13 protein-coding genes are annotated in these 12,504 nt (G+C 54.3%); 5 read left to right on the plus strand and 8 right to left on the minus strand.

The genetic code is table 11. The features are described from left to right. Positions 1-9: 9 nt before the first annotated feature. Positions 10-633: a multifunctional acyl-CoA thioesterase I/protease I/lysophospholipase L1 gene (gene tesA / locus WCC56_RS03840; protein ID WP_424691116.1), complete on the minus strand. Its 624-nt coding sequence runs from the start codon at positions 631-633 to the stop codon at positions 10-12. Here tesA and ybbA point away from each other — a divergent pair. The 3 genes from ybbA to WCC56_RS03855 all read left to right on the plus strand — a co-directional run bounded on the left by ybbA (position 604) and on the right by WCC56_RS03855 (position 4,518). Continuing rightward, on the plus strand, positions 604-1,290 hold the full coding sequence (gene ybbA, locus WCC56_RS03845) for a putative ABC transporter ATP-binding protein YbbA (RefSeq protein WP_053141917.1): 687 nt from the start codon (positions 604-606) through the stop codon (positions 1,288-1,290). The genes tesA and ybbA overlap by 30 nt on opposite strands. Further along, positions 1,287-3,704 carry a putative ABC transporter permease subunit YbbP gene (gene ybbP / locus WCC56_RS03850; protein WP_424691117.1) on the plus strand — a complete coding sequence of 806 codons (2,418 nt, stop codon included), beginning with the start codon at positions 1,287-1,289 and terminating at the stop codon, positions 3,702-3,704. Before ybbA ends, ybbP begins: the two co-directional genes overlap by 4 nt. A gap of 154 nt (positions 3,705-3,858) precedes the next feature. Further along, positions 3,859-4,518 carry an acyl-homoserine-lactone synthase gene (locus WCC56_RS03855; RefSeq protein WP_424691118.1) on the plus strand — a complete coding sequence of 220 codons (660 nt, stop codon included), beginning with the start codon at positions 3,859-3,861 and terminating at the stop codon, positions 4,516-4,518. On the opposite strand, the gene WCC56_RS03860 is transcribed toward WCC56_RS03855, so the two are convergent. The 5 genes from WCC56_RS03860 to ppiB form a co-directional block, all read right to left on the minus strand. Then, positions 4,480-5,223, minus strand: a complete 744-nt coding sequence (locus tag WCC56_RS03860) for a helix-turn-helix transcriptional regulator (RefSeq protein ID WP_424691119.1) — start codon at positions 5,221-5,223, stop codon at positions 4,480-4,482. The two genes, WCC56_RS03855 and WCC56_RS03860, sit on opposite strands and share 39 nt — an antisense overlap. Positions 5,224-5,665: 442 nt before the next feature. Further along, positions 5,666-6,736, minus strand: a complete 1,071-nt coding sequence (gene purK, locus WCC56_RS03865; protein WP_424691120.1) for a 5-(carboxyamino)imidazole ribonucleotide synthase — start codon at positions 6,734-6,736, stop codon at positions 5,666-5,668. Then, entirely contained in the window at positions 6,733-7,242 is a 510-nt protein-coding gene (gene purE, locus WCC56_RS03870; RefSeq protein WP_424691121.1) for a 5-(carboxyamino)imidazole ribonucleotide mutase, read from the minus strand. Before purE ends, purK begins: the two co-directional genes overlap by 4 nt. Positions 7,243-7,389: 147 nt before the next feature. Beyond that, positions 7,390-8,115 carry a UDP-2,3-diacylglucosamine diphosphatase gene (gene lpxH / locus WCC56_RS03875; RefSeq protein ID WP_424691122.1) on the minus strand — a complete coding sequence of 242 codons (726 nt, stop codon included), beginning with the start codon at positions 8,113-8,115 and terminating at the stop codon, positions 7,390-7,392. Next, positions 8,115-8,609, minus strand: coding sequence for a peptidylprolyl isomerase B (gene ppiB, locus WCC56_RS03880; RefSeq protein ID WP_424691123.1), 495 nt, complete (start codon positions 8,607-8,609; stop codon positions 8,115-8,117). Before ppiB ends, lpxH begins: the two co-directional genes overlap by 1 nt. A 233-nt stretch (positions 8,610-8,842) precedes the next feature. On the opposite strand from ppiB, the gene cysS reads away from it, so the two are divergent. Both cysS and WCC56_RS03890 read left to right on the plus strand, forming a co-directional pair. Continuing rightward, positions 8,843-10,231 carry a cysteine--tRNA ligase gene (cysS, locus tag WCC56_RS03885; RefSeq protein WP_424691124.1) on the plus strand — a complete coding sequence of 463 codons (1,389 nt, stop codon included), beginning with the start codon at positions 8,843-8,845 and terminating at the stop codon, positions 10,229-10,231. A gap of 67 nt (positions 10,232-10,298) precedes the next feature. Continuing rightward, a complete protein-coding gene (locus WCC56_RS03890) occupies positions 10,299-11,387 on the plus strand; it encodes an AAA family ATPase (RefSeq protein WP_424691125.1) in 1,089 nt (362 codons plus the stop codon). A gap of 34 nt (positions 11,388-11,421) precedes the next feature. Here WCC56_RS03890 and ybcJ read toward each other — a convergent pair whose 3' ends face one another. Continuing rightward, positions 11,422-11,634, minus strand: coding sequence for a ribosome-associated protein YbcJ (ybcJ, locus tag WCC56_RS03895; RefSeq protein ID WP_424691126.1), 213 nt, complete (start codon positions 11,632-11,634; stop codon positions 11,422-11,424). Further along, entirely contained in the window at positions 11,634-12,500 is an 867-nt protein-coding gene (gene folD, locus WCC56_RS03900) for a bifunctional methylenetetrahydrofolate dehydrogenase/methenyltetrahydrofolate cyclohydrolase FolD (protein WP_424691127.1), read from the minus strand. Before folD ends, ybcJ begins: the two co-directional genes overlap by 1 nt. Positions 12,501-12,504: the final 4 nt, after the last annotated feature.

Genomic DNA, 12,504 nt, shown 5'->3' on the forward strand with positions numbered 1-12,504 from the left:
CAAACCCCGTTACTCATGCTTAACTAGAGGAGCCAGTTCTTTGGCCATCAGCCCGGCAATAAACGGTTGGGCATCGGGATTTGGGTGGATCCCATCTTGCTGCATCCACTCTGGTTTCAGGTACACCTGTTCCATAAAGAAAGGCACCAGCGGGATGGAAAACTCTTTTGCCAGCTTGGGGTAAATCCCACTGAAAGAAGCGGTATAACGGCGGCCATAATTGGCTGGCAGACGGATTTGCATCAGCAATGGCTGTGCATTAGCAGCTTTCACCTGAGCAATAATTTTACTTAAGTCCTGCTCAATATTTTGCGGTGGGAAGCCCCGTAAACCGTCGTTTCCTCCCAGTTCTATCAGCACCCAGCGCGGTTGATGCTGCTTCAGCAGTGAGGGCAGGCGAGCCAGCCCCTGCGTTGCAGTGTCGCCGCTTATGCTACCGTTAACGATAGTGGGCGATTTCTGCCATTTATCATTGAGTAACGCGGGCCACGCTGTAGTGGCGGACATCCGGTAACCGGCGCTTAAACTGTCGCCCAGTACCAGCAGCGTATCTGCCGCCGTCGCGCGGAGCGACATCAGGGCCAATAATAACAGGAAAGGGTAATGCCAGCGGAAAACATTCTTGAAGTTCATCGTCTTAGTAAGTCCGTCGGTCAGGGTGAGCATCAGCTTTCCATCCTTACCGGAGTTGAGCTGGTTGTCAAACCGGCTGAAACCATCGCGTTGATTGGTGAGTCGGGTTCCGGCAAATCGACTTTGCTGGGAATTCTGGCCGGGCTGGATGACGGATCCGAAGGCGAAGTCTTTCTGCTCGGCTCGCCACTGCACAAAATGGACGAGGAGCAACGTGCCGAACTGCGTGCCAAAAGCGTCGGCTTTGTTTTTCAGTCCTTCATGTTAGTTCCCACGCTGAATGCGTTAGAAAACGTGCAGTTACCTGCTTTGCTTCGTGGCGAGAGCGATCGACAAAGCCGCGAACAGGCTCAGGCATTGCTGGCTCAGCTGGGGCTGGCAGAGCGTCTGACGCACCTGCCATCCCAACTGTCAGGCGGAGAGCAACAGCGTGTCGCGCTGGCCAGAGCCTTCAACGGCAAGCCAGCGCTGCTGTTTGCTGATGAACCCACCGGAAACCTGGATCGTAAAACGGGCGATCGCATTGCCGATCTGCTGTTCTCACTAAACCGCGACCTTGCCACGACCCTGATTCTGGTCACCCACGATGAACAGCTGGCTGCCCGCTGCGATCGTCGCCTGCGGGTGCGTGACGGTAAGCTGTGGGAGGAAGCATGATCTGGCGCTGGTTCTGGCGTGAATGGAAATCGCCTTCGCTGCTGATTGTCTGGCTTGCCCTGACGCTGGCCGTGGCCTGTGTGCTGGCGCTGGGGTCACTGAGCGATCGCATGGAAAAAGGCCTTACCCAGCAAAGCCGTGATTTTATGGCGGGTGACCGGACGCTGCAAAGCTCCCGTGAAGTGCCGCAAGCCTGGCTGGATGAAGCGAAGCAGGAAGGATTACAGGTCGGGCGTCAGCTGACGTTTATGACCATGACGTTTGCCGCCGATACGCCGCAGCTGGCCTCGGTTAAAGCGGTTGACGATCTCTATCCGATGTTCGGTTCGCTGACAACGGAACCCGCTGGACTGAAACCGGCGGCTGGAACCGTGCTGGCAGCGCCGCGTCTGTTGGCGTTGCTGAACCTGAAATCAGGGGCGGATCTGGATGTGGGGGATACCACGTTACGGGTAGCGGGGGAGGTTGTTCAGGAGCCGGACGCGGGCTTTAACCCGTTCCAGACAGCGCCAAGGCTGCTGATGAATCTGGCCGACGTTGGCAAAACCGGGGCTATTCAGCCAGGCAGCCGCGTGACCTGGCGTTATAAATTTGCCGGAACTCCGGAGCAGCTCAGCCGTTACGACAGCTATATCGAAGCGAACATCAAACCCGACCAGCGTTGGATAAGCGTGGAGAATTCGGAAGATGCGCTGGGCAAATCGATGGTGAGAGCGCAGCAGTTCCTGTTGCTGTCGGCACTGTTGACGCTGATGCTGGCGATTGCCGCCGTTGCGGTAGCCATGAGCCATTACTGTAAGAGCCGTTATGATTTGGTTGCGGTGCTAAAAACCCTCGGGGCCAATCGTGCCGCGCTCAGAAAGCTGATTGTCGGGCAATGGCTGGCCGTGCTGCTGCTGGCTGCGGTCTGCGGCGGGGCCATCGGCATGGGCTTTGAAGTGCTGTTGCTGCGGATGCTTAAACCGGTTCTCCCTGGTGAACTGCCTGCCGCCAGCGCCTGGCCCTGGCTGTGGGCGGTTGGTTCGCTGTTTATCATCTCGCTGTTAGTTGGCCTTCGTCCCTATCGCCTGCTGTTGGCGACGCAGCCTTTACGCGTACTGCGCCGTGATGCGGTGGCAGATGTCTGGCCGCTGAAGTTCTATCTGCCAGCCATGGCGCTGGTCGTGATCGCGCTGCTGGCGATGCTGGTAGGCGGCAGCAAGCTGCTCTGGGCGCTGGTCGGCGGCATCGTTCTGCTGTCTGCGCTGCTGGGCGCTATTGGCTGGGGTGGGTTGATACTTCTCAGGCGGCTAAGCGTGCGTAATCTGGCGTTCAGGCTGGCTATCAATCGTCTCCTGCGGCAGCCCTGGACCACGCTCAGCCAGCTGGCGGCCTTCTCGCTCTCCTTTATGCTGCTGGCTCTGTTGCTGGTCATGCGCGGGGATCTGCTAGACCGTTGGCAACAACAGCTTCCGCCAGGCAGCCCTAACTACTTCCTGCTTAATATGACCCAGGAACAGGTTCCGCAGGTAAAAACCTTCCTTGAAAAGAATCACGTTGAGCCGCAAACCTTCTATCCGGTGGCCCGCGTCAGGCTGACTGGCATCAACCAGAAGCCAGCCGATCCGGCTCTGGATAACGCGCTTAACCGGGAACTGAATCTGACCTGGCAGGCGCAGTTGCCGGACCATAATCCTCTGACAGCAGGCAACTGGCCGCCGAAAAAAGGCGAAGTGTCGATGGAGGAAGAACTGGCAGGCAGGCTGGGCGTGAAGCTGGGCGATACGCTGACTTTCACCGGCGATACCCAGGAGTTCTCGGCCAAAATTACCAGCCTGCGCAAAGTAGACTGGGAGAGCCTGAAGCCGAACTTCTTCTTTATCTTCCCGCCGGGCGCACTGGACGATCAGCCGCAAACCTGGCTGACCAGCTTCCGTCTGGAAGGCAATAACCCACTGCTTGCTCAGCTCAACCGGGAATTCCCGACCCTGAGCCTGCTGGACATCGGCAGCATTCTTCGCCAGATAGGCCAGGTACTGGCGCAGGTCAGTCAGGCTCTGGAAATTATGGTGATTCTGGTGACCGCCTGCGGTGTGCTGCTGCTGCTGGCGCAGATTCAGGTTGGCATGCGCCAGCGCAGGCAGGAGCTGGTGGTTTATCGCACGTTGGGTGCCAGCAAGAAATTGCTGCGCGGCACGCTCTGGTGCGAGTTCGCCTTGTTAGGTGCAGTTTCAGGACTGGCTGCGGCCATAGGCGCTGAGGCTGCCTTGTGGGGCCTGCAACGTAAAGTGTTCGACTTTCCCTGGGAGCCAGACTTTACGCTGTGGGTTGCCTTGCCGTTAACTGGTGCGCTGCTGTTATCCGTCTGTGGCGGTTGGCTGGGCGTACGTTTATTGAAAGGCAAAGCCCTGTTCAGAGGATATAACGCTGGTTAAAAATCAGGCCGGCATTCTCCGGCCTGATTTCATTCCTGTTGTTTAAACACTTCTTGTTTCGCCTCTGCCCTCACATCCTGGCCGGATAGTGCTTTGTTGCGGGTGAATAATGGAGGTATTATTAGCGCAAAATGTAGCTCAAGGTGGAGTAAATATGTTGCGCTTGCTTGATGTGAAATATAATTTCCTGTCTGAACTGAACTCTCAGGACCTTTTTTCCCTCCGTAAGAAAGTCTTCAAAGATCGTCTTAACTGGATGGTGACTGCGGAAAATGAGATGGAGTCGGACCAATACGATAATCCGCGCACCACCTATATTTTCGGTATATATAAAGAATCTTGTATTTGCAGCCTGCGTTTTATAGAAATAAAATACCCAAATATGATTACCGGCACGTTTAAGTCCTGGTTTAAAAACAGCGAGTTGCCAGAAGGTAATTATGTGGAAGCCAGTCGGCTGTTTATTGATAAGGAGCGGGTACAGACACAGGCGCTTTCTCAGCAACCGGTCAGCGCGCTGCTTTTCCTCTCGATGATCAATTATGCCCGGCACTATGGCTATGAAGGGATTTATGCCATCGTCAGCCACCCAATGTACGTGATCTTTAAGAAGTCTGGCTGGAAGGTGTCGGTAGTGGAGCAGGCCACGTCAGAAAAGCAGGAGAATATTTATCTGATTTTTATGCCCGTTGATGCGGGTAACCAGCAAACGCTGATGAGGTTAGTGAAAACCAAGGTTCCCTCATCAGGTTGTGAGCTGGACGAATGGCCGCTGTCATTCCCCGTCAGGAAGCACCGGACGGATCAGGTTTAGCTCAATGCCCAGGCGGATGGCGTGTTTAGCATTGGTCACGCCCAGCTTCTTCACCGCATTGCCCATATGGTATTTCACCGTGGTGAGCTTGATCCCAAGGATCATGGCAATTTCCTGATAGGACTTGCCCACGCTGGCCCAGTAGATGATCTCATTCTCACGGCTGGTGAACAGCTCGCGGGTGTTCATCTCATCAAAATCGGCCTTTCTGGCCTGTTCCTGATAGAGCTGTGTCAGCTTCTCATGGGTGGTGATCAATAACATTTGCAGCTTATTCTTGTTAATTTGAATCAGCTCTTCAATATTATCGTCGCAATGCTTATCCAGCATAATAGAGAGCACCACAAGGTTATTATTGTGGTCGTGCAGGACAAAGGTGTAACCATTAATAATGTCGTGATTTTTAGCCATATCAAACAGCTTCGGCACCTTGACGCCTTTATTGACCATCAGGTTTTCATCCCAGGAGAAAGGGGTTAACCGATAGAGTGCGGTGATCAGCACCGGGTCGATAAATTGGAAGTTGTTTTCGATATAAACTTTAAACCACTCCTGCCGGTTAGAGATAATAGAGAAATCCGCTGGATTCCTTTTGCTCATAATGGCATAGGCGTATTTAATGTTGTTGAACTGGTGCAGTTTCCTTTCCAGATAGTCTTTGACTGACGTATTAATAGTCTGATTATCAAAAAATAATTTAGCCATGTCATTATCTCCCTGGGAAAATATTACTTCCGTAGTTAATGCAGGACTTTACCATAATTCCAAACATTCGCCTAACCCCGGCATGTAAAGGATCGGTGCAAAAAGCACCTGTTGATAACGTCTTTAGAATATCAGTAAAAATTGAGGGAATTCGGCGGGAGAAGGTGAGCGGTAAGGATGAACCAGATCGTACCAGAGCGCTCTTAAAGGTGAATTTAATTTACCTTTTATCACGCTGTTGGTTTGGTACTGGTTCCCTTGGTGTTGGCAATATAAATCTAATTAACTAATAATAAAGCATATTTATAATTTTGTTCGCCGACACAATACGGTTTTTGCCGTCTGATTGATAGCCATACTTAAGTACAGTTAAGGACTGTCCTTTGGCTGAACCGGCAGGAAAAACGCCCGTTTGCCAGGCGTTCCTGCTCGTATTTGTCGATCAGCCCTGCAATTTCTTCACCGCCCAGCTAATGCCGCTGGCATAGTCTTCTGGCAACTGCGGAACCAGCGCCTCAATGGCCGCCTGCAACGCTGGTTTGCTGACATCTGACAGGTTGAGGTGACCGACTTTACGGCCAGGACGAACTTCTTTCTCATACCAGTGCAGATGCACCAACGGCTGTTTCAGCCAGTCCAGATTCACCGCCGTGCCAATCAGGTTAACCATCACGGATGGCGTGCTGACCACTGGCTTAGGCAGAGGCAGATCGAGGATCGCGCGCAGATGCAGTTCAAACTGGCTGATGGAAGCGCCGTTCTGCGTCCAGTGTCCGCTGTTGTGCACGCGCGGAGCCAGTTCGTTGATCAGCAGACCTTCCGGCACCACAAAGCACTCCATCGCCATCACGCCCACGTATTTCAGCTCATGCATAATGGCTGACAGCATGGTTTCGGCCTGCTTTTGCAGCGCAGCGTCTGGTTCAGGGAAAACCACGCTGGTGCGCAGGATGCCGTCTTCATGCAGGTTGTGGGTCAGCGGATAGAAAACGGTGCTGCCATCATGGCCGCGAGCGCCAACCAGCGACACTTCACCAGAGAAATTGATGCCCTGCTCAACAATGCATTCGCCGTAGCAATCTGCAGGCAGCGAGTCTGTTTCGTTTGCGCGCAGGCGCCACTGACCACGGCCATCGTAGCCACCGGTGCGGCGTTTAACGATGGCCAGTTCGCCGAGGGTAGAGAACACCTGCGGCCACTCTGCGGCATCAGCCAGCAGCTGCCATGGCGCGGTAGCCAGACCAAGCTGGTCCAGCAGCTGCTTCTGCGTCAGGCGATCGGCCAGACGAGGGAAGATATCGCGGTTAACGAAGGCTTTATGGTTCGCCAGCTCACGGGTTAGGGCGGTTTCCGGCCAGCGCTCAATTTCAGCAGTGATCACGCTTTGCTGGATCGGCAGTGCTTCTGGCTCTGCATCCAGTCCTACCGGATAAACGGCGATGCCCAGCGGCTCGCCAGCCTGGCGTAACATGCGCCCAAGCTGACCATTCCCTAATACGCAGACCGGCTTCATGCTTCCTCCCGCGGGTCCGGGTTATTCAGCACTTCATCCGTCTGCGCCTGACGCCAGGCGGCCAGACGTGAACGGAGTTCCGCATCGTGGGTTGCCAGAATCTGAGCAGCCAGCAGCGCCGCATTAGCCGCACCTGCTTTACCAATCGCCAGCGTTCCTACCGGAATGCCGCGTGGCATCTGTACGATAGAGTAGAGGCTGTCTACGCCGCTCAGCGCTGCGCTTTGCACCGGAACACCCAGCACAGGCACCAGCGTTTTCGCTGCAATCATGCCTGGAAGATGTGCCGCGCCGCCAGCGCCAGCAATGATCACCTGAATGCCATTCTCCGCAGCTTGCTCGGCGAAGCTGAACAGCTTGTCCGGAGTGCGGTGCGCCGAAACGACTTCACACTGGAAAGGCACGTCCAGCGTAGTGAGGATCTCGGCGGTAAATTGCATGGTTGCCCAGTCACTTTTGGAACCCATAACAATAGCAATGCGGGCCGGTGCGGCGTTGGATGACATGCGGGTCTGACTCCTGTGATTGTACATACGTCATCTGAAGGCCGTTCAGGCGGTCAGATGGGAAGGGCAAAGAGGATAGCATGACTCGGCATCAAGGAAAACGTTTGCCCAGGCATGAACCGGGCATTTGCAGGATTTTTTTAGGGCTCAGAATGGGAAGGAAATCAGGGTCGTTTCGCGCTCGCTGACGCGGATCATCGAGCCTTCAACATGCCAGGCACCAAGCACCAGCCTTTCAGCGGGATGACCGTTAACCTCAAGTTGATGAATTGCCGGACGATGCGTATGGCCGTGGATCAGATACTGTACCTGATGCCGGGTCATCACTTCTTTTACGGCTTGATCGTTCACATCCATGATGGTGACATCTTTGCTGCTGTTAGCCTGTTTGCTACCTGCACGCATTTTAAGCGCAATCCGTTGGCGGACAGATAAAGGAAGGGCAAGGAACAGCCATTGCAGCCAGGGTTGATGCACTTTTTTACGGAAGCGCTGATAGCCTTCATCATCGGTACACAGCGTGTCGCCATGCATGATCAGCATGCGTTTGCCGTACAGTTCCGGCACCTGCTCTTCAGGCAGTAACGTCATGCCGCTGGCGCGGGCAAAGCGTTTACCGATCAGGAAGTCTCGGTTACCGTGAATAAAGTAGCAGGGAATACCCTGTTGCTTGAGCACCTGCAAGGCGGCTGCAATCTCAGCATGAAGCGGGTCAGGATCGTCATCGCCGATCCAGGCTTCAAACAGGTCGCCGAGAATATACAGCGCGTCGGCATGCAGCGCATCACGGTGTAAAAAAGCAAGAAAACCGGCAGTAATTGCCGGTTCTTCTGCGCACAGATGTAAATCTGCGATAAAAAGCGTGTGAGGCATTATTCGCTGACGGTGACTTTCTGGATCACAACGTCTTCTTTAGGCACGTCCTGATGCATACCGCTACGGCCGGTAGACACAGCTTTGATTTTCTCAACGACGTCCATGCCTTCAACAACTTCAGCGAACACACAGTAACCCCAGCCCTGCAGGCTTTCGTCGCGGAAGTTCAGAAAGTCGTTGTCTGCCACGTTAATGAAGAACTGAGCGGTAGCAGAGTGAGGCGCCTGAGTACGGGCCATAGCCAGCGTACCTTTGGTGTTTTTCAGGCCGTTGCTGGCTTCGTTCTGGATTTCATCTTTGGTGTCTTTCTGTTTCATGCCCGGCTCGAAGCCGCCGCCCTGAACCATGAAGCCATTGATGACACGGTGGAAAATCGTGTTGTCGTAGAAACCTTCACGGCAATAATCCAGGAAGTTAGCTACGGTAGCTGGCGCTTTGTCATCGAAGGTTTTGATAACGATATCGCCATGATTTGTCTGGAAAGTGACCATGTTCTCATCCTGTTAAGGTTGGAGGTGTGAATGGTAGAGCAGCACCGGCAGCGCGAAGGCGCCAGTACGCAATTAATAGACGGCTTTTATATCACAAAATGTGATGACGAGTCAGCACCAGTGCATAAACGGGACCGGGCATAACCTTGCTTTGCGTGGCGCTTCCGTTAACAATACGTCAGAATAAGCCTTTTACTGGTTTTAACCCGCACACGTCAAAACGGAATGTCTCAATGCTAAAGATTTTTAATACCCTGAGTCGTCAAAAAGAGGAATTTAACCCTATCCATGCTGGCAAGATCGGCATGTACGTGTGCGGCATTACCGTTTACGACCTGTGTCACATTGGTCACGGCAGGACTTTTGTCGCGTTTGACGTGGTGGCCCGTTACCTGCGTTATCTGGGCTATTCGCTCAATTATGTCCGCAATATCACCGATATTGACGACAAGATCATCAAGCGTGCCAATGAAAATGGCGAAACGGTTGAAGTGCTGACCAATCGCATGATTGGCGAAATGCACAAAGATTTTGCTGCGCTGAATATTCTGCCGCCGGATCAGGAACCGCGTGCTACTCGCCATATCAACGAGATCATCGAGATCGTTAGTAAGCTGATCGATCGCGAGCACGCTTATGTTGCCAGCAACGGTGATGTGATGTTCTCAGTCGCCAGCGATGCGGATTACGGTTTGTTATCCCGTCAGGATCTTGATCAGCTGCAGGCTGGCGCGCGTGTTGAAGTTGAGCAGGATGTTAAGCGCAACCCGATGGACTTCGTGCTGTGGAAAATGTCGAAAGCTGACGAGCCAAGCTGGTCTTCTCCGTGGGGCGAAGGTCGTCCTGGCTGGCATATTGAGTGTTCAGCGATGAACTGTAAACAGCTGGGCGAGCATTTTGATATCCACGGCGGCGGATCGGATCTGATGTTCCCGCACCACGAAAACGAAATCGCTCAATCTACCTGTGCGCACGATGGCCCTTACGTGAATTACTGGATGCACTCCGGCATGGTAATGATCGACCGCGAGAAGATGTCCAAGTCACTGAACAACTTCTTTACCGTGCGTGATGTGCTGCAGCACTTTGATGCGGAAACCGTGCGTTGCTTCCTGATGTCCGGCCACTATCGCAGCCAGTTAAACTACGGTGAAGATAACCTGAAGCAGGCTCGTTCGGCGTTGGAGCGTCTTTATACGGCGATCCGCAACACTGACAGTGATGCTCAGCCTGCGGGCGGCGAAGTATTTGAAACTCGCTTCCGTGAAGCCATGGACGACGACTTCAACACCCCGGAAGCCTACTCCGCGCTGTTTGATATGGCGCGTGAAGTCAACCGCCTGAAAGCGGAAGATACAGCGGCGGCTGACGGCCTGGCGGCTAAACTCCGTGAGCTGGCTGGCGTGTTGGGCCTGCTGGAGCAGGATCCGGAGCTGTTCCTGCAGAACGGCGCGCAGAGTAACGATGATGAAGTGGCTGAGATTGAAGCGTTGATCAGGCTGCGTCTGGATGCGCGTAAAGAAAAGAACTGGGCGCAGGCAGATATGGCGCGCGACAAGCTGGTAGCAATGGGCATCGTGCTGGAAGACGGCCCGCAGGGCACCAGCTGGCGCCGCAAGTAATCGCCTGATCCAGCAGTCAACACCATAAGGGGCGAAAGCCCCTTTTTGCTTTGTGCAGGAGCCGTTTATGACGATTCAGCAACTTACTCTGGCGGGTTTCCGCTCGATCCGTGATGTGGAACTGCCACTCTCGCAGCTTAATGTGATCAGCGGGCCGAACGGTTGTGGGAAGTCCAACCTGTATAAAGCCGTCCGGCTGCTGCACGAAGCGGCGAGCGGGCGATTGTCTGCCGCGCTGGCAGAAGAGGGCGGGATCCAAAAAACGATGTGGGCTGGCGCGCCCAAGCGCGGTGAAACCCGGCGTAACGGCAAGCGGATGGTGCTGGGCGTGGAAATGGATGACTACGACTATCAGCTGGAAATCGGCTTTCCTGAACCGTTAATCAGCCTGTTCAATCTGGATCCTTTGGTTAAGGCCGAGCACGTCTGGTTATCCGGGCAGCGCCGCAGACCGTCCTCAATGTTGCTGGAACGCAAAAATCAGACCGCCTTCCTCAACAATATAGAAGGTGAGCGGATTGCCTATCCGTCCTCACTGCATGAAGAAGAGTCGGTTTTCTCGCAGCTTTCCGATCCGCATCTTTACCCTGAAGTTTCACAGGTGCGTGAGAATTTGCGCAAATGGCGCTTTTACCATGAGTTTGCTGTCTGGCCCGGTTCACCGATCCGTGCGCCGCAGGTTGGCATTCGTGCCCCTGTTTTAGCGCATGACGGCCATAATCTGGCCGCCGCGTTTGAAACCCTGCGCGAGCGTGGGCACACCGAGTTGCTGCATTCGGTGCTGGCAGAAGCCTTTCCAGGCAGTGAATTCTTTGTTGAAGCGCAGGGCGGTCGTTTTCAGATGCTGATGCAACGTGAAGGGATCCTGCGTCCACTGGAAGCTGCGGAGCTGTCCGATGGCACGCTGCGGTTCCTCTGCCTTGTTGTCGCCCTGCTCAGCCCAAGACCGCCCACATTCATGGCGATCAACGAACCGGAAAACAGTTTGCACCCAGATTTGCTGCCTGCTTTGGCGTTGTTAATTGCTGAAGCCAGCCGCTACAGCCAGATTTGGGTGACCAGCCACTCGCCGCGACTGGCGGAGCAGATTGGCAGACATTGTGAGCTTCGCCATTATCAGCTGGCGCAAAAGGACGGGGAAACGGTGGTGCTGTAAGCAAAGCCCCACCAGACCGGCGGGGCAGGGAAGATTACTCTACGACTGAGATGCTGTTACCTTCAAACACCACGGTCTGACCGCTGACAATCTTGCAGCGTTTGCGGGTTTCTACCGCGCCATCAACGGTGACATAGCCTTCAGCGATCAATGCTTTGGCACGTGCGCCGCTTTCTACCAAACCTTCCAGCTTCAGCAGATCGCACAGGTCGACGTGCGGGTGATTACCTAAAGAGAAAGTGGCCATTATTCTACTGCTCCATCATCAAAAGTTTCGCAGGCGTACAGCGTGTTCTGTATCAGCGTTGCCACGGTCATCGGGCCCACGCCGCCTGGTACTGGGGTAATATAAGAAGCGCGCTCAGAGGCGGCGTCGAACTCTACATCGCCAACCACTTTGCCGCTTTCGAGGCGGTTAATCCCCACATCAATCACCACGGCGCCTGGTTTAATCCAGTCGCCAGGAATAAAGCCCGGCTTGCCCACGGCCACTACCAGCAGATCGGCATGTTCCACATGGTGGCGCAGATCTTTGGTGAAGCGGTGAGTCACGGTAGTGGTGCAGCCAGCCAGCAGCAACTCCATGCTCATCGGACGGCCAACGATATTGGAAGCCCCAACCACCACGGCATTCATGCCGAAGGTATCAATATTGTAGCGCTCCAGCATCGTAACGATACCGCGAGGCGTACAAGGGCGCAGTTTAGGCGCACGCTGGCACAGGCGGCCAACGTTATAAGGGTGGAAGCCATCCACATCTTTAGACGGGGAGATGCTTTCCAGCACCTTCACGTTATCGATGCCTGCCGGTAAAGGCAGTTGAACCAGGATCCCGTCGATTTCGCCATCGTGATTCAGCTTATCGATCAGCTCAAGCAACTCGGCTTCGCTGGTGGAGGCGGGCAGATCGTAAGAGCGGGAGAGGAAACCCACTTCTTCACAGGCACGGCGTTTGCTGCCGACATAAATCTGCGAGGCCGGGTTCTCACCGACCAGAACGACTGCCAGACCAGGGGCACGCTTTCCAGCCGCCAGACGCTGCTGTACTTTTACCGCAACCTCTTGTCGCACCTGCTGCGCAATCGTTTTACCGTCAATAATCTTTGCTACCATCAGA

The sequence above is a fragment of the Erwinia sp. genome (assembly GCF_049696395.1).
Lineage (GTDB): Bacteria > Pseudomonadota > Gammaproteobacteria > Enterobacterales > Enterobacteriaceae > Erwinia.